We start from the raw sequence: 25,570 nt of genomic DNA, 5'->3' as shown, positions 1-25,570 counted from the left end.
CCCGCATGAGTTATTGGCACGCGCTGCTCCTGGCCATCGTCGAGGGGCTGACCGAGTTTTTACCCGTTTCCAGCACCGGGCATATGATCATTGCCTCGGCGCTGGTCGGCGTCCCGACCACGGCCTTCACCAAGCTTTACCTGGTCGTGATTCAGCTCGGGGCCATCCTGTCGGTGCTGGTGGTGTACTGGCGGCGGTTTTTCCAGAGCTTCGACTTCTACCTGAAGCTGCTGGTGGCCTTTCTGCCCATCGTGGTGGTGGGGCTGCTGCTGAAGAAGTACATCGACATCCTGCTCGGCTCGGTAGCCGTGGTGGGCTTCACGCTGCTGCTGGGCGGCATTGTGCTGCTGTTCGTGGACCGCTGGTTTCCGCAGCAGGACTCGGCCGAGGGCGGGCACCCCGTCACCAACCCCGGCTTCCGGCAGGCCTTCATTATCGGCCTGTTTCAGTGCATTGCCGTGGTGCCGGGCATCAGCCGCTCGGCCGCTACCATCATCGGCGGGCTCAGCCAGCGGCTCACGCGCCGTGCCGCCGCCGAGTTTGCGTTCTTCCTGGCCATGCCCACCATGGCGGCGGCTTCGGTGAAGGACATGTACGACTTCTACCAGGACAACCCGCCGCTGACGGGGGAGCAGATTCAGCAGCTGCTGTTCGGCAACGCCGTGGCCTTCGTGGTGGCGCTGCTGGCCATTCGGCTGTTCGTCGATTTCGTTTCGCGCTACGGCTTCCGCGCCTTCGGCATCTACCGCATCATCGTGGGCGGGCTGATTCTGGTGATGCTAGCCCTGGGCATTGACATGCAGCTGGTATGAGCCAACTGCCCCTTCGCAAGGCCCCCCAGCCGCAGCCCGAGCCAGAACCCGCCGAGATTCTGCTCATCGACAAACCGCTGACCTGGACCTCGTTCGACGTGGTGAAGAAGGCCAAGTACGCCCTGCGGGCCCGCAAAATCGGCCACGCCGGCACGCTCGACCCGCTGGCCACCGGCCTGCTGATCCTGTGCACCGGCAAGCAAACCAAGAGCATCGACCAGATTCAGGCCCAGGAAAAAGAGTACACCGGCATTTTCAGCTTGGGCCAGACCACGCCTTCCTTCGACCTGGAAACCCCTGTGGATGCCGAGCGGCCTTATGAGCACCTCAGCGAGGAGCAGATTCGGGCGGCCACGGCCCCGTTTACGGGCCTGATTGAGCAGACGCCGCCGCTGTTTTCGGCCGTGAAGGTGAACGGCGAGCGGGCCTACGAGGTGGCCCGCCGCGGTGCCGAGGCCGAAATCAAAAGCAAGCAGGTTACCATCAAGGCCTTCGACATTACCCGCATCGAACTGCCCGAGGTGCACTTCCGCGTGGTGTGCTCCAAGGGAACCTACATCCGCAGCCTGGCCCGCGACTTCGGCGCGGCCCTGGGCTGCGGCGCCCACCTGAGCAAGCTCGTGCGCACCCGCATCGGCGAGTATCGGCTGGAAGATGCCCTGAGCATTGCCGATCTGGAAGCCCGCCGCCTGCCCCGCCCCGAGGGGGAACCCGGCCCCGCCCGGCCGCGGCGCCCGGAGCGCCGGCCCGAGCGCCGCGCCGGCCTGGAGTACTTTCAGGCCCAGCAGCCCGCTGCCCCGGATGCCCCCGCCACCGGCGCACCCGACGCGCCCACCCCTGCGTAGCAACCCTATTCTGCCCCGCGGGCAGCCGCCCGCGCTTCTTTTCCTTCTGCCCCATGCAAGTTGTTCGTGACCCCGCCGCGTTTCCCCGCCTGACCAATGCCGTGGTGACCAGCGGCACCTTCGACGGCGTGCACGTGGGGCACCAGCGCATTCTGCACCGCCTGCAGGAAGTGGCCCGCCACTCGGGCGGCCCGAGCGTGGTCATCACCTACTGGCCCCACCCGCGGCTGGTGCTGGCCCCGCCGGCCGCCCACCCCGAGCCCCGGCAGCTGCACCTGCTCAACACCCTCGACGAGCGCATTGCCATGCTCGAATCGTACGGCGTCGACTACCTGCTCATCGTGCCCTTCACCCGCGAGTTTGCCGCCTGGACCTCGGAGCAGTACATCCGCGAGCTGCTGCTGCGCACGGTGGGCACGGGCAAGCTGGTCATCGGCTACGACCACCGCTTCGGGCGCAACCGCGAGGGCAGCTTCGAGTACCTGCGCGAGCACGCCGGCGAATACGGGTTGGAAGTCGAGGAAATTCCGCGCGAAGACGTAGATGCGGTGGGCGTGAGCAGCACCCGCATCCGCCGCGCCCTTGAGGCCGGCGACGTGGCCACCGCCAACCGCTACCTGGGCTACAGCTACCCCTTCACCGGCACAGTGGTGCGCGGCCAGCAGCTGGGCCGCACCATCGGCTACCCCACGGCCAACCTGGTGAGCGACGAGCCGTTGAAGCTGGTACCGGGCCGCGGCGTGTACGCTGTGCTGGCCACCACGGCCGCCGGCACCCACCACCAGGCCATGCTCAACATCGGCGTGCGCCCCACCGTGGGCGGCAACCCCGACCTGACCGTAGAGGCCCACCTGCTCGACTTCGACGGCGACCTGTACGACCAGCCGCTGCGGGTGGAGTTTGTGGCCCGCCTGCGCGACGAGCAGAAGTTCAGTGGCCTCGACGCGCTGAAAGCCCAGCTGGCCCGCGACGCCGACGCCGCCCGCCAGCACCTGGTCGGCGGCTGATTTCAGTTTACGGCCCGCTAACGCGGCCGCCACGACGGGCAATCCTGGCAGAACTAGTAGGTTTGTGCATGGCTGTAATTCGTCCTGCCCGCCCGCTGCCCTCGCTCGAGGCCCTGCTCATCGAGCTCGAAGACCAACTGCCCCAGTACTCGTACCGCCTCTGCCGCTACGTGCACGGCACCTGCATTCTGGCCTGGCGCAGCACCCGGCCGGGGGCCCAGATCTGGGTGAAAACCGGCGGTCTGCTGGTGGAAGAAGCCCTGCCCGACAACTGGACGGCGGCCCTGGCCGGGCGCTTCGGGCTGCTGGGCCTGCTGGTGATGCGCCTGTTCAACCGCCGCGTGGGCGAGGCGCGGCGCGTCATCTCCCGCTATCTTGCGCTGCGCTACGGCGCCTGACCCTCATCTTTCCCCTCTTCGTTTCATGATCAACAAAGTGGTAGCCGATGCCCAGGCCGCCCTGCAGGGCATCGCCGACGGCATGACGCTCATGCTCGGCGGCTTCGGCCTGTGCGGCATTCCCGAAAACGCCATCCAGGAGCTGCTGCGCCTGGGCGTGAAAGACCTCACCTGCATTTCCAACAACGCCGGCGTCGACGACTTCGGCATCGGGCTGCTCTTGCAGCGGCGGCAGGTGCGCAAGATGATTTCCTCCTACGTGGGCGAAAACGCCGAATTTGAGCGGCAGCTGCTGGCCGGCGAGCTGGAGGTGGAGCTGATTCCGCAGGGCACCCTGGCCGAACGCTGCCGGGCCGGCGGAGCGGGCATCCCGGCCTTCTACACCCCTGCCGGCTACGGTACCGAGGTGGGCGAAGGCAAGGAGTCGCGCGAGTTCAACGGCAAGATGTACCTGCTCGAAACCGCCCTGCACGCCGACTACGCCCTGGTGAAAGCCTGGAAGGGCGACACGGCTGGCAACCTCATTTTCAAAGGCACGGCCCGCAACTTCAACCCCATGATGGCCACGGCCGGCAAAATCACGGTGGCCGAGGTGGAGGAGCTGGTGCCCGCCGGCGAGCTGGACCCCAACCAGATTCACACGCCCGGCATCTTCGTGCAGCGCATCTTCCAGGGCAAGGATTACGAGAAGCGCATCGAGCAGCGGACGGTTAGGGTTTAATGTGACGAATGTGCGGAATGTGTTGAATGTGCTGACGTGCTGATAAGAACGACCATCAGCACATTCTCCACATCAGCACCTTCTTCCACATTATCCACATTTACCACATTCTGAAAAAGACATGCTAGACAAACACGGCATTGCCCGGCGCATTGCGCAAGAAGTACAGGACGGCTACTACGTCAACCTGGGCATCGGCATTCCCACGCTGGTGGCCAACTACATTCCCGCCGGCATCAACGTGGTGCTGCAGAGCGAAAACGGCCTGCTGGGCATGGGCTCCTTCCCCACCGAAGACGAGGTGGACCCCGACCTGATCAACGCCGGCAAGCAGACCGTCACCACCCTGCCCGGCTCCAGCATCTTCTCCTCGGCCGACTCCTTTGCCATGATTCGCGGCGAGCACGTGGATCTGACCATCCTCGGCGCCATGGAAGTGTCGGAGCGCGGCGACATTGCCAACTGGAAGATTCCCGGCAAGATGGTGAAGGGCATGGGCGGCGCCATGGATTTGGTGGCCTCGGCCAAGAACATCATCGTGGCCATGCAGCACGTGGCCCGCGACGGCTCGAGCAAGCTGCTGGCCGACTGCACCCTGCCCATCACCGGCCTGCGCTGCGTAAAGAAAATCGTGACCGAGCTGGCCGTCATCGACGTGACGCCCGACGGCTTCGTGCTGCGCGAGCGGGCGCCGGGCGTCACGGTCGAGCAGATTCAGGCCGCTACCGCCGGCAAGCTGGTGGTGCCCGCGGGCGAAGTACCCGAAATGCAGCTGTAGCCTCACTGGGGTTGCCCTGAACAGCCGCGCGGCACCGGAGTTTCCGGGGCCGCGCGGCTTTGTATCTTCCGGCCGGTTCGCCGATTCTCTTCAGGTGGTAAAAACCGGTACGGCTGTCGCTTCGCAGGAATCGGCCTGGTTCGCGCCGGGGCTTGTAAACTTTTTTTCAAAACGGGGATAATTGTTTACAGGGCTTGTAAACACTTCCCGGAAAATCGAAAATAGTTTACCTGCTTGCCCGCCCCGGAACCTGGCTACCGTTCCGGCCAGTCCTGCTGAGCCGCCACTCATCGGCCTTACCCGGCGCCGCTGCGGCAGCGGGCCGCCCCCTTCCTACCCTGCCTCACTCCCGCCATCTTGTTGCCTATGCGCCCTTACTGCTACGCCCTGGTTGTTTTGCTAAGCTTGCCGGCCCTGACGGTCCGCGCGCAGACGCCCATCACCATACTAGCGGCCGACCTGCCTGGGCCCGGCGACACGCTGCGGATAAGCCGGGCAGCGCCCACGCTGCCCGCCGGCGCCCCCCTGCTTAGCCAGAGCGGCCCCAACCAAACCTGGAATTTCGCCGCCTTGCAGCCCACGGCGCAGGCGGTCGAGCAGTTCGCGGCCCTGAGCACGGTGCCGCTGGTGTTTCAGTTCGTCTTCGGGCTAACCGGGGGCGTGAACCGGGCCAATCTGGTGGCGCCGGTAGCCACGGTGCTGCCGGCCGTGCCCGGGGCTCCGGCCGTGAGCAACGCCAACGAGTTTTTCAACAAGTCGGTGGCCGACTACCGCTCGGTGGGCTTCGGCGCCACGGTGAGCGGCACGCCCGTGCCCGTGACCTACCAGAGCCAGGCCCTGCAGGACGTGGTATACCGCTTTCCGCTCACCTACCAGCGGCGCGACTCCAGCAACTCGGCTTTCGTCATCAACCTGCCCGGCGTGGCCTACCTAGGCCAGCAGCAAAAGCGCGTAAACTACGCCGACGGCTGGGGCACGCTCACCACGCCCTACGGCACCTTCGCGGCCCTGCGCGTGGTTACCCGCCTCAGCGCCCACGACACCGTGGCCCTGCCGGGCAACCCCGGCGTGGGCTTCGACCCGCCGCCAACGCGGCTCTACAAGTGGCTGGGCAAAAGCCAGGGCATCCCGCTGCTGCAAATCACCACCCAGGAACTGGGCGGCACCGAGGTAATTACGGCCGTGCAGTACCGCGACATCTACCGCCGCCTGGTGCTGGCGGCCAGGCCGGCCGCCCAGCGGAGTGCGCTGACGGTGTTTCCGAACCCCGCAACGTTATCGGCGCCGCTGCAGCTGACGGGTCTGCCCAACACCGCCGAGGTAGCCCTGCGCGCCACCGACTTGGCCGGTCGCGCGCTGTTTGCCGGCCGCCTGCCGGTGCGCCACGGCACGGCCGAGCTGCCGGCCGCGGCCCTGGGCAGCTTCCGCGGCGTGCTGCTGCTCACAGTGCACACCCCGCAGGGCACCCTGGTGCAGCGCGTGGTGCGGCAGTAAAGCCGGTGGGCGCCGACCAAGCCCCGGCCGGACGAGCGGAACACCCCCGGCCCCGCTTACGTTGCTAGGAATTGCCCACGCGGCGGCGGGCCTCAAGCCCGTACTTTTGCGCCGTCGCGCCCAACTCCTTTTGTGCTATGCCTACTTCTCCTTCCGCCAAATCCGGCGGCACCCCTAAAAAGAACACCCTGCCGGGCATGCCCGCCACGCCCGAGCTGCTCACGCCCACGGCCGTGCCGGCCCACAAGCTGGTGCTGCGTACCCTGCGCAAATCCGACTTCAAGGCCGTGAAAGGCATCATGGACAAGGTGTACTCCAACATGGAAGGCTCCTGGGCCCAGGACGAGTACAACAACCTGCTGCGCAAATTCCCCGAGGGCCAGATCTGCATCGAAGACAACGGGCAGGTGGTGGCCGCGGCCCTGGCCATCATCGTGCAGTACTCCGACTTCGGCGACCGGCACACCTACTCCAAGATTACCGGCAACGGCAAGTTCGACACCCACAACTCCGACGGCGACACGCTCTACGGCGTCGACGTGTTTGTGGACCCCGAGTACCGCTCCCTGCGCCTGGGTCGCCGCCTCTACGACGCCCGCAAGGAGCTGTGCGAAAGCCTGAACCTGCGCGCCATGGTGGCCGGCGGCCGCATTCCCGGCTACGCCCAGTACGCGGGCGAGATGACGCCCGCCAAGTACGTGGAAATGGTGCGCAACAAGGAGCTGACCGACCCCATCCTGACTTTCCAGCTCTCCAACGAGTTTCACGTGCGCAAGATCATCCGCGGCTACCTGCCCTACGACTCCGAGTCGAAGGCCTTTGCCACGCTGCTGGAGTGGATCAACGTGTACTACGACGAGGACTCGGAGAAGCTCATCGGCAACGTCAAAAGCAACGTGCGCATCGGCATTGTGCAGTGGCAGATGCGCGCCGTGCGCAGCCTGGAGGACTTCTACCAGCAGATGGAGTTTTTCGTGGACACCGTGTCGGGCTACAAGGCCGACTGCGTGATGTTCCCCGAGTTCTTCAACGCCCCCCTGATGGCTTTGACCGAAGAATCGTCGCCGGCGGTGGCCATTCGGGCTATGGCGGCCTTCACCGAGCCCATCAAAACCAAGCTCATGGAGCTGGCCGTGAGCTACAACATCAACGTCATTGCCGGCTCGATGCCGGTGTACGAAGACGGCAAGCTGCACAACGTGGCCTACCTCTGCCGCCGCGACGGCACCGTGGACGAGCAGTACAAGCTGCACGTGACGCCCGACGAGGCCAGCTACTGGGGCATGCGCGGCGGCGACAAGCTGCGCTGCTTCGACACTGACTTCGGCAAAATTGGCATCCTGATCTGCTACGACGTGGAGTTTCCCGAGCTGGCCCGCCTGCTGAGCGAGGAAGGCGTGAAGATCCTGTTCGTGCCGTTCTGGACCGACACCAAGAACGCCTACCAGCGGGTGCGCCTCTGCGCCCAGGCCCGGGCCATCGAAAACGAGTGCTACGTGGCCATTACCGGCTCGGTGGGCAACCTGCCCCGCGTCGAGAACATGGACATTCAGTACTCGCAATCGGCCGTGTTCAGCCCCTCCGACTTTGCCTTCCCCCACGACGCCATCGTGGCCGAGGCCACGCCGAACACGGAAATGACCCTGATTGCCGACCTCGACCTGGACCTGCTCAAGGACCTCAACAGCTCGGGGGCCGTGCGCAACCTGCGCGACCGGCGCAAGGATCTGTACGCGGTGAGCTGGTCGGTGAAGAAAACCGACCGCGACGACGACCTGCTGGCCCAGGGCGAGGAGCGCGCCCCGCGCACCACCAAGCGCAAGCTCATGCACACGGCCGGGTAAGCCAACTGCAGGCCACACAAAAAGCCCCGCGCTCAGGTCGAGCGCGGGGCTTTTTTACTGGCTTATCAGCCTGAAGTTACTCGCCCTCGGGGCCGTGGTGGGGGTTGGCGGGCTCGTTGGTTTCCACGTTCTGGGTGCCGCTGCGGCGGAAACGCTCGTCGCCGCGCTTGGTCTGCGTGGGGTCTTCGGGTGGCGTTTCCTGGCCGTAGCGGGGCTGGAAGTTCTGGGCGGTTTCGCCGACGACCGGGGTAGCGCCGGCCGCGGGGGCCTGGCCGAACTCGGCGTAGTTGGGGCTGCCCTGGTGCGGCGCGTGGGCGCCCGGCTCGGCCGCCTGACCGGGCCGCTCCGCAGGGCGGTTGGCGGCTTCGGCGCCGCGGCGCAGGTTGTCGGGCGTATCGAACTTGTTGAGCTCGGAGAATTCGTCGGGGTTCTGGTGGTGTCGGGCCATGGTCGTAGAGTCAGAGGTTGCTGACTATGCGTACGCAGCCGCCCCGGGGAAGGTGACGAGCCCTGCGGTTATTTACTCCGTCGCGCCTTGCTGGGCCAGGTAGGCGTAGTCGCGCAGCACCGTGATGAGGAAGCCGTGGTCGGGCATGCTGCTGCGGATGCCGGTGAGCGTGCGCACGCGCTCGGCCACGTCGGCCAGAATGTGGTAGGCGTCGCGCTGCTCGGCCTGGGTGACCAATTCCTGCACCAGGCGCGCGTCGTGGTCGGTGAGGTTGGCGGCTTCGGGAAACGTGACCTGGTAGTGCGGGTCGTGGTCGGTGCCGAACAGGCGGGTATCGGCCTCTTCGGTGCGCCGGGCGGTGCGCACCACCGCCGTGCCCGCGGCCAGGTCGCCCACGCGCTGCCCGCGCCCGCCGGCCAGAATGCTCACGATGGCTACCAGCCCGTAGAAGGTGCTCACGTCGATGAGGCGCAGCACCCAGCGCAGCAGCAGTTGGGTGAAGCGCGGCGGCAGGCCGTTGAGGCTCACCACGCGCACCTTCATCAGGCGCTTGCCCACGCTCTGGCCCTGCAGCAGCCACTCGCACAGCAGGTGGTAAACGAAAATTGGCAGCAACATCAGCACAAAGAGCAGCACCGCCCCCACCCCGCTGTCGAGCCCCTGGCTGAAGGCGGAAATACCCCCGAACAGCAAGATCCAGAAAAACAGCCAGCCCACCTGCACCAGGACATCGATGAGCGTGGCCGCGATTCGCTCGCCCACCGAGGCGACTTCGTATTCGAGCGTGACGTTTTGGGTGGTGGGAATGCGCAACAAAGCCATGGGGCAACCGAACCTGGATTGGAGAATAGCGTCAAAAATACCATCTTACTGCTCGAATTGCGCCCATTTTATTTGCCGGGCCTTTACTTATGCGTGAAGCCGTATTTATTCGTCGGAACCAGGAGCGGTGGCGCTGCTACGAGCAGGAGCCGGCCGCCAGTCCCGAGGAGCTGGCCGAACGCTTTGTGGCCCTGACCGACGACCTGGCCTACGCGCGCACCTTCTACCCCACCGCGCCCATAACCCAGCGCCTCAACGCGCTGGCCGCCGGCTTTCACCAGCAGCTCTACAAGCGGCCCGCCGCCGCCCGCCGGCCCCTGGGCTACTTCTGGCTTACCGAGCTGCCGCTGCTGGTGGCCCACTACCGCCGTACGCTGCTGGTGGCGCTGGGCTTGTTTCTGCTTTTCACCGGCCTGGGGGCCCTTTCCGCCGCCGAAGACGCCACCTTCGTGCGCCTGGTGCTGGGCGACGGGTACGTAAACCAGACGCTGGAAAACATCCGCCAGCGCCGGCCCATGGACATCTACGGCAGCTCGCCCGAAACCCTGATGTTCCTGGGCATTGCCTTCAACAACGTGCGGGTGACGCTCATCATCTTCGCCGCCGGCCTGCTGGCGGGCGGCGGCACGGTATATCTGCTGTTTCGCAACGCCGTGATGGTGGGCAGCTTCCAGTATTTCTTTCACGAGCAGGGCCAGCTGCTGCCCTCGGTGCTGAGCATCTGGCTGCACGGCACCATCGAAATCAGCTGCCTGGTGCTGGCCTCGGGCGCCGGCCTGGTGCTGGGCAACAGCCTGCTGTTTCCGGGCGCCTACCCGCGGGGCGAGTCGTTCCGGCGCGGGGCCCGCGACGGCATGCGCCTGATGGCCGGGCTGATTCCGCTGGTGGTGCTGGCCGCCTTCCTCGAAGGCTTCGTCACGCGCCACGCCCCGGCCCATCCCTGGACGGTGGGCGCGCCGGTCATTGCCCTTTCGGCCCTGTTCATCGTGGGCTACTTCGTGCTGTATCCCTGGTATGTGCACCGCCGCGCCACCCGCCTCGGCCTCGGCCTCGGCCTGGCCGACCCCGACGCCGAAGCGCCCTGAGCGCCCTGCCCGCATGCTGCCCTGCCTTTTCCCGACCCGCCGACTGCTAGCGGCTTCGCTCGTTTGGGCCGGTACAACCAATGGCCCGCGCCCATTCCCGGTTTGGCCGCCGGCAGTCCGGGCCATGCCGTCTCACCGCCCGAGCCAAGCCAGCAGGCGCCCCGTCCACCGCGCTGCGCCCTGCCTGACGCGGCCCCTAGCCGGCAACCATCCGCCAGCGGGTCATTGAACCGACTTCTGCACCGCACGCTATGGAATCAGCTTTACCCACCTATCCGGCTCAGCCGGCTGCCGCCGCCCCGGCGCCGCTGCCCTTCTCGCACCCCCTCGACTTCTACCGGCTGCGCGACTTCGGCCAGAAAACCGAGGCGGCCGCGGCCTTTCTGCGCACCTACGCCCGCGACCTAGGCCCGCCCCTGCTGCTGTACGCCCTGCCGGTGCTGCTGTTCAGTGGCGTGCTGCAGGGCCTGGGCAACCACCTGCAGGTTGGCAACGGTCAGCACCCAAGCGCGATAGTAGGCACCTTGATCGAACGGCTGGGCTACCTGATGCTCGTGGCCATAACCGGCTGCTTTGTGCGCTTGCGCATGTACTACCCCAACCGGGCGGCCCGCCCTACCCCGGCGGAAACCTGGGCCGAAACCCGCTCGCAGCTGGGCGTGCTCATCGGGCGCTACTTCGTGGCGGGCCTGCTGCTGATGGGGGCCACGCTGCTGCTGGTGCTGCCCGGCATCTACGTGGGCGTGCCGCTGTCCCTGCTGGGCGCGGTAATGATGATTGAGCGCCCCGAAAGCCCGATTGGCCGCTGCTTCAGTTTGGTGGAAGGCCACTGGTGGAACAGCTTCGCGCTGGCGGGCCTTTGCTGGCTGCTGCACCTGCTGGTGGGTGGCGTACCGCTTATGCTGCTGGGTACCGTTGTGGACCTCATCGGCAGCCCCGGGGCCGCCGACTCGCTGGCCTTCAACCTCACGGTAAACATTCTGTCCATGTTGCTGCTGCTGGTAGTGACCCCGGCGCTGGAACTGCTTATTTTGTTTCATTACTTCCACCTCGTGGAGATGCGCGAGCACCCCGGTCTGCAGCTGCAGGCCGAGCTGCTGGGCCAGGAGCCGCTGCCCGAGTCCCGCCCCGGGGCGGCCGACGAGCCCTATGCCCCCGGCTTTGCCCCGCAGGCCGCCTACTAACCCGCTTTCTTTCTCTCACTGAAATTCCCTCATGGAAACCGCTGCCCGCCCGCCCTTCACCCGCCCGCAGGACTTCTACAAGCTGCGCGACTTCGGCCAGAAGTTCGAGGCCACCATTGCTTTTCTGCGCCAGTACGGCGGCAACCTCGCCCGCGTGCTGCTGCCAGTGCTCATCCCCGTGCTGGCCGCCCTGGTGCTGCTGGCCGGGTCGGGCGTAGTGGGCAACTTCGGCAAGGTCAACCCCAACGACGAGGAAGCCCGCCAGACGCTGACCTCGCCCCTGCTGTGGATAGCGGTGCTGATGTTCGTGGCCGCCTACCTGCTGCTCATCGCCCTGCTCTACGGCTTCGTGAAGCGCCGCATGGAAAACCCCGACCCGCTGGCCGTCATCAGCAGCGCCGAGGTGTGGGCCGACGTGCGCGGGCGCCTGCTGCCGCTGTTTGCCCAGACCGTACTGGCCTACATCTGCGTGATGATTGGCATGGTGCTCCTGGTCATTCCGGGCCTGTACCTGGGGCTGGCCCTGCTGCTGCTGCCCGCCATCGTGCTGTTCGAGCGCGGCCCGGAAGCCAGCAGCTTCGGGTTGAGCCGGGCGCTGTCGCTCATCCGGGGCAAGTGGTGGTCGACCTGCGGGCTGGTGGTGGTGGGCTCGATGGCGGCCGCCCTGGTGGCCGTGGTAGTCAGCGGGCTGGTGGCCCTGCTGCTGAGCCTCGGCGGCCTGGACATGGCTTCCGGTACGGGCCTGCTCACGGTGCAGCTGGTGCAGAACCTGGTGTCGTTTGCCCTGGCGCCCTTCACCTACCTGCTGCTGCTGTTTCAGTACTTCAACCTGGTGGAGCGCCGCGACGGCGTGAGCCTGCAGTGGAAGGTAGAGCAGCTGGGCCGTCCGGCCTCGGCGGCCGCACCCGCCACCGACGCCGACGGCAGCCTGTTCCGCCCCAGCTACGGCGACCAAACCCTGTGAGGCGGCTTTCCTCGTGGATTGGGGCGGGCCGATGCGGATTGCTGGCCCTGCTGCTGCTGGCCGGGCCCGCCTCTGCCCGGGCTCGGCCGGAGCAACCCGCCCTAACCGCCCCGACTGCGCAGGCGGCCCCGGCCGCTGCCCCGCGGCCCGGCCCGGTACGCCGCTTCGACGAGGCCCGGCTTGGCCGCCTGCGCGCCGACCCCAGCCTGCGCTACCGCGAGTCGCCGCCGCCCGACAACCCGCTGGCCCGCTGGCTGAAGCAGCTGCTGGAACGCTTCTTCAGCCGCGTGTTCTCACCCGGCGCCGGGATTTTCTGGAAGGTGCTTTTCTACGCGCTGGCGCTGGCCTCCATTACGACTATTGTGCTGCACCTGCTCGACCTAAAGCCCTGGGAGCTGCTGCGCCGCCGTAGCCAGCGCTTGGCCGTGCCCTTCGCCGTGGGCGAGGAAGACATTCACGAGGAAACCCTGCCCGAGCGCCTGCAGGCGGCCGAGGATGAGGGGCAGCTGCGCCTGGCCACCCGCCTGGGCTACCTGCTCGTGCTCAAGAGCCTGGCCGACCGCGAGCTGATTGCCTGGCAGCCCGATAAAACCAATGACCGCTACGAGGCCGAGCTGCGCGCCAGCGCCCCCGATGCCCGGCCCGCCTTCGCCCGCCTCACCCGCCAGTTCGCCTACGTGTGGTACGGCGAGTTTCCGCTGGACGCGCCCCAGTACGCCCGCATCCGGGCCGAGCGCCTGGCCTTTCTTTCCGCCCTCGACCACCGCCGCGCCGCCTGATGCTCCGCTCAATCCGTTGGCCCCTGGCCGTGCTCGGCGTGCTGCTGCTGGTGTGGGCCCTGGCCGCCTACTACGCCCCCGCCCCCCTCGACTGGACGCCCAGCTACCGCAGCGACTACAAAAAGCCCCTGGGCACCTACGCCCTGCTGCAGCTGCTGCCCTCCCTCGGCAGCCGCCCGCCGCTGGTCGTGCGCGAGCCGCCCTACAACGTGCTGGCCGATTCGCTGGCCGCCGACCCCGGGGCCTACCTGCTGGTGCAGGATGAATTTCGCCCCGACGCTGCCGACGCCCGGGCCCTGCACCGCTACCTGCAGCGGGGTGGCACGGTGTGGCTGGCGGCCAACGACATCCGCCTGGGCCGCGCCGCCGACTCGCTCTGGCAGCTGCCGCGGCGCACCGATTTATCGGAACGCCTGACTTCTCCTGCCAGCCGCCCCGATTCGCTGCGCATCAGCTTGACGGCCCCCGAGCTGCGGGGCCGCACGGCGGTGCTGCCCGCCCCGCTGGGTGTGAGCTGCTTCGCGCAGGACTCGCTGGGCCGCCTGCAGTTCGCGGGCCCCGACTCACTGGCCCGCGCCGCGGCCGCCACGGTGCTGGCCGTCGACCAGCGCCGGCGGCCGGTGCTGGTGCATCTGCCCGTGGGCCGGGGTCGGTTGTTTGTGTGCACCGTGCCGGCGCTGCTGAGCAACTTCGGGCTGCTCTACCGCCGCAACGCCGACCTGGCCGCCGGCGCCCTGGCCTACCTGCCCCCCAGCCGCAAGGTGGTGTGGGACGAGTACTACAAACAGGGGCGCGAGGGCGACGACTCGCTGCTGCGGGTAGTGGCGGCCAGTCCGGCCCTGGCCTGGGCCTGGTACGGCCTGCTCGGCGGCGGGCTATTGTTTGCCCTGTTCGGGGCACGGCGCCGGCAGCGGCCGGTGCCCACGCTGCGGGCCCTGCCCAACACCACCCTGCAGTTTGTGCGCACCGTGGCCAACCTCTACCGCCAGGGCCGCAACCACCAGGCCCTGGCCGAGCTGCGCATCCGCCTGTTTTTCGACTACCTGCGCACCCGCTTCCAGGAGCCCTTCACCGACCCCGCCGACCCAGACTTCCAGCTGCGCCTGAGCGTGCGTACCGGCGTACCCCTGCCCGAAATCCAAAGCCTCACTGGCCGCCTCAACCACCTGCTCACCGGCGAGCGGGTATCCGAAGCCGAGCTGCAGCGCCTCAACCAGCTGCTGATCGACTTCCGCCGCCGCGCCGAAAGCTGAGCCGCCGGCCTTTCTTCTCCGCTATTTTTCCTGCTGATTTCCGCCTGATGGAACCCACCTCCCCCGAACTTACCCCTGCCCAGCCCGCTACCCCGGCCCAACCTAGTACCAACGGCGCCGACCTGGCCTTCGCCAGCCGCACCGACCTGAGCCACCTGGCGGGCACCACCGAGGCCGTGCGCCAGGAAGTGGGCCGCCTGCTGGTGGGCCAGCACGAGCTGGTGGAGCTGCTGCTGGTGGCTTTGCTGGCCGACGGCCACGTGCTGCTCGAAGGCGTGCCCGGCGTGGCCAAAACGCTCACCGCCAAGCTGCTCGCCCGCACCCTCGACGTGCCCTTCGGCCGGGTGCAGTTTACGCCCGATCTGATGCCCTCCGACGTGCTGGGCACCTCGGTGTACGTGCCCGCACGCGGCGCCTTCGAGTTCCGGCAGGGCCCCATCTTCGCCAGCGTGGTGCTCATCGACGAAATCAACCGCGCCCCGGCCAAAACGCAGTCAGCCCTGTTCGAGGTGATGGAGGAACGTCAGGTTACCTACGACGGCACCACCTATCCCATGCCCGCGCCCTTCCTGGTGCTGGCCACCCAGAACCCCATCGAGCAGGAAGGCACCTACCGCCTGCCCGAAGCCCAGCTCGACCGGTTCCTGTTCAAGGCCCTGGTGCCTTACCCCACCGAGGCCGAGGAAGTGCGCATCCTGCAGGGCCACCACAGCGGCCCCGGCGGCCTCTCGCTCGACGAGGTGCGGCCCGTGGTGCCGGCCGGGCGGCTGGCCGAGCTGCGCGCTCAGGTGCGCCAGCAACACGTGGAGCCGCGGCTGTTCGAGTACGTGGCCCGGCTGGTGGGCCTCACCCGCGCCCACAAGGCGCTGTACCTGGGCGCCTCGCCGCGCGCCTCGCTGGCCCTGCTGGGCGGCGCCAAGGCCCTGGCCGCCCTGCGCGGACGCGACTTCGTAACGCCCGAAGACATTCAGCACCTGGCCGCGCCCGTGCTGCGCCACCGCATTCAGCTCACTCCCGAGCGCGAGCTGGAGGGCCAGGGCCCCGACGACGTGGTGCGCCAGCTGGTGCAGCAGGTAGAGGTGCCCCGGTAAAATCGGGTAACAGGGGACACGTGACAGGTAACACGTGACACGTGACACGTAACAGGTGACAGGTGACAGGTGACAGGTAATAGAGCCGGGCCGACCGGACTATGTCGCCTGTTTATCCAGGCCGGCCCCACCGCACGTCCCGTCCTATTACCTAAGTCCTGCTACCTCCTTACCCCAAACCTGTCACCTGTTACGTGTCACGTGTTACCCATCACCTGTCACCCCATTAGATGAATTCTTCCCCCCCGCTTGCCCACCTGCGCTCCGCCAGCTCGGCCCTGCTGCTGCCGCCGCGTCTGTTTGCGGCCCTGGCCGGGGTGGTCACGCTGCTGGTGGTGGCCCACTTCTGGCCCGCGCTGCTGAGCCCCGCCCAGGTGCTGCTGCTGGTACTGGTGCTGCTCACGGCCCTCGACGGCCTGCTGCTGTTTGGCCGGCGGCGGGCGGGCGTGTTTGCCTGCCGCGTGCTGGGCCGCCGCCTGGCCAACGGCGACGACAACGAGGTGCAGGTCATCGTGGAAAACCACTACCCCTTCGCGGCCCGGCTGGAGGTGGTCGACGACGTGCCCGTCCAGTTTCAGCGCCGCGACCTGCTGTTTCCGCTGCGGCTGGCGGCCGGGCGCAGCGGCACCGTGCGCTACTGGCTGCGCCCCACCCGCCGCGGCGAGTACGTATTCGGGCAGGTCAACGTGCTGGTCCGCTCGCCCCTGGGTTTGGTGCAGCGCCGCTACCGCTTCGGCTCCGACGTGGCCGTGGCGGTGTACCCCTCGTTTCTGCAGATGCGCCGATACGAGCTGCTGGCCGTGAGCAACCGCCTGGCCGAGGTGGGCGTCAAACGGGTGCGCCGCGTGGGCCACAGCCTGGAGTTCGACCACATCCGCCCCTACGTGCCCGGCGACGACCCGCGCACGCTCAACTGGAAAGCCACCGCCCGCCGCCCCGGCGAAAACAACCTGCTGGTAAACCACTTCGAGGACGAGCGCGCCCAGCAGGTGTACTGCCTCATCGACAAGGGCCGGGTAATGCGCATGCCCTTCGAGGGGCTGGCCCTGCTCGACTACGCCATCAACGCCACCCTGGTGCTCAGCAACATTGCCCTGCTGCGCCACGACCGCGCTGGCCTCATCACCTTTGCCGAGCAGCCCGGCGACGTGGTGCCCGCCGACCGCCGCCGCGGGCAGCTGCCGCGCCTGCTCGAAGTGCTGTACCGCCAGCAAACCCGCTTTTTGGAAACCGACTACGAGCGGCTGGCCGCCCAGGTGCAGCGCCAGGTGCGCCAGCGCAGCCTGCTGATGCTGTTCACCAACTTCGAGAGCCTGGCGGGCCTGCAGCGCCAACTGCCCTACCTGCGCCGCCTGGCCCGCCACCACCTGCTGCTGGTGGTGTTCTTCGAAAATACCGAGGTGGCGGCCCTGCTCACTACGCCCGCCGCTACCACCGACGACCTCTACGCCCAGACCCTGGCCGAGAAGTTCACCCTGGAAAAGCGCCGCATGGTGCGCGAGCTGCAGCGCTACGGCATTCACGCCCTGCTCACGCCCCCGCAGCAGCTCACCGTCAACACCATCAACAAGTACCTGGAGTTTAAGTCGCGGGGGCTGATTTAAGCGGGGCTGACACGCACCCGGACCAGTGATAGATCCTGTACCAAAAAGGCTTGTACCAAAATATTTTGGTACAAGCCTTTTTGGTACAACGCTTCTCGACCGCGGAAGCGGCCCGGGAAACCCCGCCGGGCTTATGCGGCCCCGGCTTCGGCGGCGAAGCCGGGGTCGGCTGAGGTGCTGGTCGCCAAGCCGCTTTGCTCGGGCGCGCAGCGCATACGGCGGGCTTCCCGGCAAAGTAATTGTGCGGCGCCGGGGCATTCGCCGTAAACTCGCCCTATGCTTCGTTTGCTTTTCCTGCTGCTGGCGCTGCCGCTGGCTTCTTTCGCCCAGGCCCCGACCACCAATACCCGCCAGCTCATGCCCGTGCCCGCTGAGCTGCGCTGGGGCAGTAAGTCGCTGGCGACAAAGTACCTGCTCAAGCCCCGGCTGGCTGGTCCCGCCGACCCGGCCCTCACGGCCGCCGTGCAGCGCACCCTTATACGGCTGCACCGCGACGGCACCCAGGGCCGCGCCGCGGCAGTGCTTCCCCTGCAGATCAGCTATGGTCAGCTGGGCCGGCCCGAGGCCTTCGATAGCGAAAAGTACAGCCTGCGCGTGCTGCCCGACGGGGTAACCATCGACGCACCCACCTCGCTGGGCGTGCTGCGCGCCCTGGCTACCCTGGAGCAGTTGGCCCAGCCCGCGGCGCCCGGCAAGCCCGGCCTGCTGCCCGAAGTGGAAATCCAGGACGAGCCGCGCTTTGCCTGGCGGGGGCTGCTCATCGACGCGGCCCGGCACTTTATGCCGGTATCGGTGATCAAGCGTAACCTCGACGCCATGGCCGCGGTGAAGCTCAACGTGCTGCACTGGCACCTCTCCGACGACCAGGCGTTTCGGGTGGAAAGCCAGGTGTTTCCGCGCCTGCACCAGGCCGGCAACACCACCCCCGGCCACTACACGCCCGCCCAGATCAAGGACGTGCTCAGCTACGCCGCTGCCCGCGGCATTCGGGTGCTGCCCGAGTTCGACGTGCCCGGCCACACCACCGCCTGGCAGGTGGCCTACCCGCGCCTGGCCTCGCTTGACACCATCTACCCGCCCTATCAGAGCTGGCGCCTCGGCCACATTTCCCTCGACCCCACCCGCGAAACCACCTATTCCTTTCTCGATTCGCTGCTGGCCGAGCTCACGCCGCTGTTTCCCGACCCCTACTTCCACATCGGCGGCGACGAAAACGACGGGCGGCAGTGGCGGCGCAACCCGCGCATCGCCCGCTACATGCGCGAGCAGGGCATGGTGAAGCGCGACGGCAGCCTCGACAAGCACGCCCTGCAGACGCAGTTCAACCGCCGCGTGCTCGCGCTGCTGACCAAGTACCAGAAGAAGATGGTGGGCTGGGACGAAATTCTGGGCCCCGGCCTGCCGCCCGAAGCCGTAATTCAGAGCTGGCAGGGCAAAAAAGCGCTGTACGCCGCCGTAAAGGCCGGCCACCCGGCCCTGCTGTCGCACGGCTACTACATCGACCTGAACCTGACCGCCGCCTCGCACTATGTCGCCGATCCGCTGCCGGCCGACGCCCCGCTTTCGGCCGAGGAAAAGCGCCGGGTGCTGGGCGGCGAGGCCGCCATGTGGGCCGAATTCGCCGATTCCGTCATCATCGATTCGCGCATCTGGCCCCGCGCGGCCGCCGTGGCCGAGCGGCTCTGGTCGCCGGCCACCGTGACCGACGTGCCCGATATGTACCGCCGCCTCGAGCTGGTGGCCGGGCAGCTCGAGGCGCTGGGCTTGCACAACCGTCGCGCGCCCCAGCAGCTGCTGGCCATGATGGCCGCCGGTCAGCCCCTGGAGCCCTTGCAGACGCTGGCCGCGGTGCTCGAGCCGGTGAAGGAGTACAAGCGCCACTTCCAGGGCCGTACCTACACGCCCCAAACCCCGCTCAACCGCCTGGTCGACGCCGCCCCGGCCGAGTCGGAGGTGGCCCGGCGGTTTGGCGTGACGCTCGACAGCCTGCTGCGCCAGCCCCGCACCAGCCAGGGCGCTTTGTCGACCGCGCCCGAGGCCCGGCGCCTGCTGCGCCGCGTGCAGGCCCAGCTGCAAAGCTGGCAGCAAAACGACGCCCGCGTGCAGCCGCTGCTGCAGCTCAACCCCGACCTGCGCGAGTACGCCCCGCTTTCGACCCAGCTCACCATCGTGGCCACCCTGGCCCTGCAGCGCCTCGAGCAGCTGGAGAAAGGCCAGAAGCCCACCGCCGAGTGGCTGGCCGCCGCCCAGAAACAGCTGGAAACGGCCCAGAAACCAGCAGGACAGGCCGAGTTGGCCTTGGCCACCAAGCTCAGCAAGCAGCTGCTGATGCCCTAACTTGCCTGCTTATTTGTAGTCCTGCTTTCCGCTGCCCCATGCGTTATCCGCTGCTCTGCCTTGCCGCCCTGGCTGTGACTTCCGCCTGTCAGACCGGTCAGCCGGATACGGAACGCAACCCCGCCGTAGTGCAGGAGACGATAACGTCGCCAGAGGCTCAGCCGAGTGTCTTGCCGGCTCGTCGGCTGCGGGCGCTGCTGCGGAGCGAGTGGGTGAAGGCTGCCTACCTCGATGCCTTGCAGCAGACCCACTCACCGCAAATGGTCGGCGAAACGAAGCTGGCCTACGGGAATATGGCCTTCTCACCTTCGCCGGAAACGCAGCGGGCCGATTCGGTTTTTCTTGATGTCAACTGGAACAACCACGAGGGCAGCACCCTCAAGCTCGTGCTCCAGCCCCGCGTCGGTACGACTGCCTTTCCCCTGCTGCAAGACTCCCAAGACGAGGACGAGCAGATGGAGCTAACCTACGCCATGCCGGCGGGCGACACCCTGCTCCAGATCAACACCTACAATCGACGCCGCAAGCTCCGGGAGTCGGTACTTTACCGCCGGGTGAAGGGTGGAATTGCCGCGGCCGTCAACCAAGCCCTGGTAGCGGGCGCGTACACCGGCGTCGATTCGCTGGGTCGCCCGGTGCGGGTGCGGCTTGGGCCTGATGGCCTGGTTACCGGGCTGCCAGGACTCAAGACGTACCAGGTCAACATCGATTTCAACGGCGGGCCGGAAACCGGCGAAGACATGCTGTTCTGTAATATCGATAACGACAAGCAGCGGAAAGATTTGGGCTACCGAATAGCTCAGGACACCTTGCGGCTGTACTCGCTCCGCACCGACAGCATTGCCGCCCCGTACCTGCACCGGGTATTGTACACGCTCGTGCGCCGCCGCAGCTAAGCCGGCTCCTGGGGCGCAGTCACCGCGCCCGCGCAGCTTTCGCAGCCGAAAACCCGTATCGGAGGTTTTCTCGCCTCTAGCCGCTGCCCCATGCGTTTCCTGCTGCCCTGCCTTGCCGCTCTGAGTTTGACTACCGCCTGCCAGCGCGGCCAGCAGGAGCCCGAAAACGGCGCGCCGCAGGCCGTGGCCAACGACGCCAACGACCCGGCGGCCCTGGCCCGGCGCTTCAGCCCTTTGCTGCGGGGCGTGTGGGTGAAGGCCGACTACGTAGCTGAGCTGGGCCGCAGCCGCTCGCCCTTCCTGGCCGCCGGGCAGCTGCGCGACGTGGTGGCCCTGGCCCTGGCCCCCGAGCGGCGGCGCGGCGACAGCCTGCTGGTGGAAGCCAACCTCAACAACCACGAGGCCGAGCAGTTCCGCCTGTACTTCCGCCCCGGGCAGCGCGCCGATGCCCTGGCCACCAGCCGCGTCGACTACGAGCGGCCCCGGGGTTTTTACGAGCTGGCCGTAACCGTAGAAGGGGCCGACACCACCCTGCACTGGCAGCACTACAGCCGCAACGCCCGCCTGCTCGAAACCACCGTTTTCCGGCGCGTACCGGGTTTGGCAGCCACGGCCGGCAGCGCGGGCGAAGCGGTGCCGCGCGTGGCCCACGCCCAGGTGCTGGCCGGCAGCTACTTCGCCACCGACTCGCTGGGCCGCCACCACCGGGTGCGCCTGCGCCCCGACGGCACGGTGCAGGGCCTGCCCGGCGTGCGCGCCTACCGCGCCGCCACTGACTTTGTGGTGACCCTGGCCAACAACCGCGACAACCTAGTGCTCAACCCCGGCAGCCGGCGGCCGCAGCTCTGCACCTACGGCTTCCGGGGCGACACCCTGCGCGTGTACGCGGCCCGCATCGTGGAGCCCGAGCTGCGCCAGGGCCGGCTGCGCTACACCCTGGTGCGCCAGCCTTAGCCCCGGCCTCCCGGGCGCACCGAGCAGGACGGCAAGTGCCTGCCGCCTTACTTGCTACCCGCGGCCCGCGGCACGTCCAGACAGCACACGTCGGCCGAGCGGCGGGTTTCGGAATGCAGGTTGAGGGTGTAGCGGTACTGCTCGCGGCCCACTTTCACCAGCACGGCGTAGGGGCCGTCTTTCAGGTCGCGGAAGTTGAATCGGCGGCCGTAGGCGGCGGTGCTGTACGCGTCCTGAAACAGGGTGAGGCCGGTGCGCAGATCGACCACGCGCACGGTGCCGGCTTGCTGGGCGGGGTTGCTCACCCGCACGCGCAGGCTCAGGTCGTCGGTTTTTTCCACCGTCACGGGCAGGGGCGCGGGCGGGGTGGCCAGGGCCGGGCGCCCCAGCAGGAAGCTTCCCACGAAGGCCAGCAGCACCAGCACGGCCCGCAACGCGTTTTTGGCCACTGGCGCCGCCGGGGCGGGGCGGGCATTGGCGCCTTCGCCGTACACGGTGGCCGCACCGAAGGTGTAGAAGGCTTCCCAGTCGACGCCCTGCGGATCGGTAATCCAGCTTTTTTCCGACTTGGCGTAGCAGCAGGTGCACTGGCCTTCTTCGCGGATAGCGGCCTTGGCGTTTTTCAGCCGGCCGTATACCTCCGCCAGCTCCTCGGGGCTGTCGACCTGCAGGCCGAGGTGCTCGATGCCGGCGTTTTCGGGGTGCAGCGAGAGGGCGAAGTTGATGCGCGGGTCGTCGAGCATCCACTTGGCGTAGTCGTCCTTGCGCACGGTGGGCGCGGCGGCAAACAGGGCGCTGTAGAAGGCCACCGACTCGGTGAGGTTGGTGACGCGGACGTTGACGTGAAAGCGTTTCATGGTCGCTGGGGGTTTGAGGGGGTTTGAAAATCAAATGCCCCGTCATGACGACCAGCCTCCCGGAAAGACGCAGACTTTTTCAGTTTTTTTTCAGCGCGGCCCGGTAGCGCTGCAGCGTGCCGCAGTCGGGCCGGATGTCGAAGCTCACGAGGCGGCCTTCGGCGTCGGTTTCGAGCAGGCAGCACTCCACGAACACGTCGCGCAGCATTTCGCGCCCGCGCTGAATGCGCGACTTGGTGGCCGACAGGCCCAGGCCCAGCTGCCGGGCAATGTCCTGCTGCCGCAGGCCTTCCACATCGGCCAGGCGCAGGGGCTCGGCGTAGGCCGGCGGCAGCAGCCCGATCATGGGCAGAATGTACTCCACGGCCTCGCGGTAAGCTTCGGGCTCGGGCTCGGCGGCCACGTCGAATTCCTCGCCCACGGGCACGAGGCGGCGGTTGCGGCGCAGGGCATCAACGATGGCGTTCTGGGCAATCTGAAACAGCCAGGAGCGCACGTTGGCCACGCCCGAGCGCGCCTGGCAGAAGCCGTACACCTTCAGCAGCACGTCCTGGGCAATGTCGGCGGCCAGGGCCTCGTCGGGCACGCGTTTGCGGATGTAGTTGCGCAGCGCATCCTTGTGCGCCAGCCACAGGGCGGGTACGTCGCAGTTCATGGCGGCAAGTAACGGGTGAGGAAGCTTAAATTGCTACTTTTTCGGCGGGCTTGCCCGTGGGCAGCGCCCTTTTTCCGCTTCTCCCCCGCCAGCCCTTCCCCTATGCAGCGCAAGATTCAGCAAGACCTCCAGGAGCTCAACTTCACGGCTATCGACTTTGAAACCGCCACCGAGCAGCGGCACAGCGCCTGCTCCATCGGGCTGGTGCGGGTGCAGGGCGGCGAAGTCACCGAAACCCACCAGTACCTGATTCGGCCGGTGGAGCTGCGCGTGTCGGCTATGAACTACCGCGTGCACGGTATTTCGCTGGAGCAGCTGCGCCCGGCCCCGCCTCTGCCCGAGCTGTGGCCCCTGCTCCAGCCCTTCGTGGAAAACCAGCTGGTGGTGGCCCACAATGCGCCCTTCGACGTGAGCGTGCTCGAGCACAGCCTGCGCGCCTACGACTTGCCGGTGCCCGCCTTCCACAGTTTGTGCTCGGTGAAGCTGATGCGCGCCAGCCACCCCAGCCTGGGCTCCTACCGCCTCAACGAGCTGGCCGCGCACTTCGGCCTTACCCTCAACCACCACGACAGCCTTTCCGACGCGGCGGCCTGCGCCGAGCTCACCCTGCGCGCCCTGCGCAGCGGCCACCCGTTTGCGTGGTCGTTCAAGCAGCGGGAGCTGACCAAGGGCATCGGCAGCGCCACCCGCCCCCGCACGGCGCGCACTACCTGGCGCTGGTAGAAATTCGGCCTGAATTGCGTAACGTAGCCCGGCCGTAGCTGCTGCGTCGGTCGCCCGGCTCTCGACGGTGGTCAGCGGTGTTGACGGGTTCAGCTGGCTTTTCATGGCCTCTGAAGGCCCGAGCGGCGTCGGCTGGCAATTAATTATTGCGCTGTTTTCAAGAAAAAACTGCCAAAACAGCGCAGGTTCGGATGGTTTTGTTGCGCTGTTTTCCGAAGAAGTATCCAAAAACAGCGCAGTCTTTATTCGCTCACGTCCGCCCGACAGCCTGGCGTACCTGCTCCCCTCCTACTCGTTTCAGGCTCCCCCGATGACTGCCCGCTCGATTGAAACCTCGCCGCTGCTGTATGCCCGCATCGGCGGCGCGCTGTACCTGGCCATCATCCTCTGCGGGGCCTTCGCCGAGGGCTTCGTTACCGGCAAGCTGGTAGTGGGGGGCGACGCAGCGGCCACGGCCCGCAACATTCTGGCCGCGCCCGAACTCTGGCAGCTGGGCGTGGCGGGCAACGTGCTGCTGGTACTGTGCGCCGTGCCGCTGCTCTGGATCGAGTACCTGCTGCTGCGCCCCGTCAGCCGGAGCCTGGTGCTGCTGGCCGCGATGCTCAACCTGGTGTCGCTGGCGGTCGAAGCCGTAAGCAAGGTGTTTATGCTGCTGGTGCTGCCCACGCTGCAAAGCGCCCAGCACCAGCCCAGCTTCGACCCCGCCCAGCTGCCCCTGCTGGCTCACTTCGCGCTGAAGGCGCACGGCATCTCCTTCAACGTGGCCCTGCTTTTCTTCGGGCTCACCTGCCTGGTCAACGGCTACCTCATTGTGCAGTCGGGCTATATTCCCCGGTGGGTGGGCCGGCTGATGCAGGTGGCGGGCGCCGCGTACCTGGTGGCCTGCAGCGCGGCCCTGTTTCTTCCCGCCCTGGCCGGGGTGCTGCTGCCCGGTATTCTGGTGCTGCCGCTGGTGGGCGAGTCGTCCTTCTGTTTGTGGCTGCTGATCCGGGGCGTTGACCGCACCAAGTGGCAGGCGCGGGTGGGTCAACAGCCGGAACCCGCAGCCGTGCTGGCCCGCTGAGTTTCGGCGCTTGTTGCCGCTGCTAGACCACACAAGGCGGCTACTTAAGCCACTCGATGGACAAGGTTTCAAACGCGGTGTCTTTATCGGCCAAGTAACTGAAGGCGTCGGGGTACTGACCGGAGACCAGGCCGACCTTGCGCCGAAAGACAAAGGAATCGGCCCCGTAAAAGCCAGCGGGGGCATCCGAAATGGCAGAAGGGAACGTCCAGAACGAGCAATCCGGGCCGCGTCGGGCGCGCAGCAGCAACCGGGAATACCAGGCATCAATGAAGTTGCGGTAGCCTCCGAAAGCCGCCCGGGCACCCGCGTAGGCTGATTCGAAATCAGCCGGGGTGACGAGGGGCGCGCCCAGGTTGATGGTCACGTTGTCGGCCTGGTTGGGCAGCAGGCCCGGCACGTCGAGCCAGATAAAGTACTCCGTCAGCACCACCGCCTTCGTGGTATAGTAGCGCCCGTCGCGCAGCAGCAGCGGCCGCAGGTCGTTGCGGCGGGTCAGGTCGTTTACCGTGGGCGAGCCTTCGAGGCGGTACTTCAGCAGGCGGGCGTAGCAGTCGAGCTTCACCTGTTCCAGCGGCAGCAGCCGGGCCTTGATGGTATCGAGGCTGACTGGCACCCAGCCGGCCGGCGCGTCGGGGCGCAGCGGCAGCAGGGCCAGGGTAATCAGGCAGCGGTTGCCAGGGGGCAGCTGCCGGTTGACGTGGCGGCGCAGCGGCGCGGTAAGCGGCCGCAGCTGCTGCGAATCGGGGTGAATGTTGATGATGTCTACCCGCTGCAGGCCGGCAGTGGTTTCCCGGCGCGTGGTCACCAGGTTGATGCGGTCGGCCCCGGCTCCCGTCAGCAGCACGTAGGCGGGCCGGCCGGCCAACTTGGGCAGCATGAACCGGTCGAGAGACGTTTGGGCGGCCGGGGTTTGCGCCCGAGTGGGCAGCGCAGCGGTTGTCAGGGCCGCGAAA

General features: G+C 67.3%; 25 protein-coding genes. 20 read left to right on the top strand and 5 right to left on the bottom strand.

From position 1 onward, the window contains the following. Positions 1–5 precede the first annotated feature (5 nt). From ACE191_RS19435 to ACE191_RS19400, 8 genes are all read left to right on the top strand, one after another. The gene (locus tag ACE191_RS19435; protein WP_400193905.1) at positions 6–812 is read left to right on the top strand and encodes an undecaprenyl-diphosphate phosphatase; all 807 of its coding nucleotides are present in this window, start codon (positions 6–8) and stop codon (positions 810–812) included. Continuing rightward, the gene (gene truB / locus ACE191_RS19430; RefSeq protein WP_400193904.1) at positions 809–1,657 is read left to right on the top strand and encodes a tRNA pseudouridine(55) synthase TruB; all 849 of its coding nucleotides are present in this window, start codon (positions 809–811) and stop codon (positions 1,655–1,657) included. The genes ACE191_RS19435 and truB overlap by 4 nt, the downstream gene beginning before the upstream one ends. Positions 1,658–1,710: 53 nt before the next feature. Next, positions 1,711–2,664, top strand: a complete 954-nt coding sequence (locus ACE191_RS19425) for a bifunctional riboflavin kinase/FAD synthetase (RefSeq protein ID WP_400193903.1) — start codon at positions 1,711–1,713, stop codon at positions 2,662–2,664. A 68-nt stretch (positions 2,665–2,732) separates the two neighbouring features. Beyond that, positions 2,733–3,062: a hypothetical protein gene (locus ACE191_RS19420; protein ID WP_400193902.1), complete on the top strand. Its 330-nt coding sequence runs from the start codon at positions 2,733–2,735 to the stop codon at positions 3,060–3,062. Positions 3,063–3,087: 25 nt separating this feature from the next. Next, positions 3,088–3,783: a CoA transferase subunit A gene (locus ACE191_RS19415; RefSeq protein WP_400193901.1), complete on the top strand. Its 696-nt coding sequence runs from the start codon at positions 3,088–3,090 to the stop codon at positions 3,781–3,783. Positions 3,784–3,904: 121 nt separating this feature from the next. Further along, positions 3,905–4,561, top strand: a complete 657-nt coding sequence (locus ACE191_RS19410; protein WP_400193900.1) for a CoA transferase subunit B — start codon at positions 3,905–3,907, stop codon at positions 4,559–4,561. A 366-nt stretch (positions 4,562–4,927) separates the two neighbouring features. Next, positions 4,928–6,055, top strand: a complete 1,128-nt coding sequence (locus tag ACE191_RS19405; RefSeq protein ID WP_400193899.1) for a hypothetical protein — start codon at positions 4,928–4,930, stop codon at positions 6,053–6,055. Positions 6,056–6,252: 197 nt separating this feature from the next. Further along, the gene (locus tag ACE191_RS19400; RefSeq protein WP_400194119.1) at positions 6,253–7,899 is read left to right on the top strand and encodes a GNAT family N-acetyltransferase; all 1,647 of its coding nucleotides are present in this window, start codon (positions 6,253–6,255) and stop codon (positions 7,897–7,899) included. 76 nt (positions 7,900–7,975) lie between these two features. Here ACE191_RS19400 and ACE191_RS19395 read toward each other — a convergent pair whose 3' ends face one another. Further along, positions 7,976–8,347, bottom strand: coding sequence for a hypothetical protein (locus ACE191_RS19395; RefSeq protein ID WP_400193898.1), 372 nt, complete (start codon positions 8,345–8,347; stop codon positions 7,976–7,978). Positions 8,348–8,419: 72 nt separating this feature from the next. After that, positions 8,420–9,169, bottom strand: a complete 750-nt coding sequence (locus ACE191_RS19390) for an RDD family protein (RefSeq protein ID WP_400193897.1) — start codon at positions 9,167–9,169, stop codon at positions 8,420–8,422. A gap of 89 nt (positions 9,170–9,258) precedes the next feature. On the opposite strand from ACE191_RS19390, the gene ACE191_RS19385 reads away from it, so the two are divergent. From ACE191_RS19385 to ACE191_RS19340, 10 genes are all read left to right on the top strand, one after another. Next, on the top strand, positions 9,259–10,254 hold the full coding sequence (locus ACE191_RS19385) for a stage II sporulation protein M (protein WP_400193896.1): 996 nt from the start codon (positions 9,259–9,261) through the stop codon (positions 10,252–10,254). 251 nt (positions 10,255–10,505) lie between these two features. After that, positions 10,506–11,438 carry a hypothetical protein gene (locus tag ACE191_RS19380; protein ID WP_400193895.1) on the top strand — a complete coding sequence of 311 codons (933 nt, stop codon included), beginning with the start codon at positions 10,506–10,508 and terminating at the stop codon, positions 11,436–11,438. Between the two features lie 31 nt (positions 11,439–11,469). After that, positions 11,470–12,402, top strand: a complete 933-nt coding sequence (locus tag ACE191_RS19375; RefSeq protein ID WP_400193894.1) for a hypothetical protein — start codon at positions 11,470–11,472, stop codon at positions 12,400–12,402. Between the two features lie 38 nt (positions 12,403–12,440). Continuing rightward, positions 12,441–13,181, top strand: coding sequence for a DUF4129 domain-containing protein (locus tag ACE191_RS19370; protein ID WP_400193893.1), 741 nt, complete (start codon positions 12,441–12,443; stop codon positions 13,179–13,181). Further along, positions 13,181–14,434, top strand: a complete 1,254-nt coding sequence (locus ACE191_RS19365; RefSeq protein ID WP_400193892.1) for a DUF4350 domain-containing protein — start codon at positions 13,181–13,183, stop codon at positions 14,432–14,434. Before ACE191_RS19370 ends, ACE191_RS19365 begins: the two co-directional genes overlap by 1 nt. 47 nt (positions 14,435–14,481) lie before the next feature. After that, on the top strand, positions 14,482–15,525 hold the full coding sequence (locus ACE191_RS19360; RefSeq protein ID WP_400193891.1) for an AAA family ATPase: 1,044 nt from the start codon (positions 14,482–14,484) through the stop codon (positions 15,523–15,525). Between the two features lie 230 nt (positions 15,526–15,755). After that, positions 15,756–17,129 (top strand): DUF58 domain-containing protein, encoded by a 1,374-nt coding sequence (locus ACE191_RS19355; protein ID WP_400193890.1) that lies wholly within the window; start codon positions 15,756–15,758, stop codon positions 17,127–17,129. A 276-nt stretch (positions 17,130–17,405) separates the two neighbouring features. Then, a complete protein-coding gene (locus ACE191_RS19350) occupies positions 17,406–19,466 on the top strand; it encodes a family 20 glycosylhydrolase (RefSeq protein WP_400193889.1) in 2,061 nt (686 codons plus the stop codon). A 38-nt stretch (positions 19,467–19,504) separates the two neighbouring features. Then, a complete protein-coding gene (locus ACE191_RS19345; RefSeq protein WP_400193888.1) occupies positions 19,505–20,362 on the top strand; it encodes a hypothetical protein in 858 nt (285 codons plus the stop codon). Positions 20,363–20,452: 90 nt separating this feature from the next. Beyond that, positions 20,453–21,316 (top strand): hypothetical protein, encoded by an 864-nt coding sequence (locus ACE191_RS19340; protein WP_400193887.1) that lies wholly within the window; start codon positions 20,453–20,455, stop codon positions 21,314–21,316. 47 nt (positions 21,317–21,363) lie between these two features. On the opposite strand, the gene ACE191_RS19335 is transcribed toward ACE191_RS19340, so the two are convergent. Both ACE191_RS19335 and ACE191_RS19330 read right to left on the bottom strand, forming a co-directional pair. Then, a complete protein-coding gene (locus tag ACE191_RS19335) occupies positions 21,364–22,173 on the bottom strand; it encodes an ArsI/CadI family heavy metal resistance metalloenzyme (protein WP_400193886.1) in 810 nt (269 codons plus the stop codon). Between the two features lie 79 nt (positions 22,174–22,252). After that, positions 22,253–22,828 carry a sigma-70 family RNA polymerase sigma factor gene (locus ACE191_RS19330; RefSeq protein ID WP_400193885.1) on the bottom strand — a complete coding sequence of 192 codons (576 nt, stop codon included), beginning with the start codon at positions 22,826–22,828 and terminating at the stop codon, positions 22,253–22,255. Positions 22,829–22,930: 102 nt separating this feature from the next. Here ACE191_RS19330 and ACE191_RS19325 point away from each other — a divergent pair, with 102 nt between their 5' ends. Next, on the top strand, positions 22,931–23,551 hold the full coding sequence (locus tag ACE191_RS19325) for an exonuclease domain-containing protein (protein ID WP_400193884.1): 621 nt from the start codon (positions 22,931–22,933) through the stop codon (positions 23,549–23,551). Positions 23,552–23,861: 310 nt separating this feature from the next. Then, complete coding sequence (locus ACE191_RS19320; RefSeq protein ID WP_400193883.1) at positions 23,862–24,614, top strand: DUF4386 domain-containing protein; 753 nt, start codon at positions 23,862–23,864, stop codon at positions 24,612–24,614. A gap of 40 nt (positions 24,615–24,654) precedes the next feature. On the opposite strand, the gene ACE191_RS19315 is transcribed toward ACE191_RS19320, so the two are convergent. After that, positions 24,655–25,494: a hypothetical protein gene (locus tag ACE191_RS19315; protein ID WP_400193882.1), complete on the bottom strand. Its 840-nt coding sequence runs from the start codon at positions 25,492–25,494 to the stop codon at positions 24,655–24,657. Positions 25,495–25,570: the final 76 nt, after the last annotated feature.

It is taken from the genome of Hymenobacter sp. B81, from assembly GCF_044628455.1.
Classification (GTDB): Bacteria; Bacteroidota; Bacteroidia; order Cytophagales; family Hymenobacteraceae; genus Solirubrum.
The sequence above is the reverse complement of the archived record's forward strand: the minus strand, read 5'-3'. Positions and strand labels throughout refer to the sequence as shown.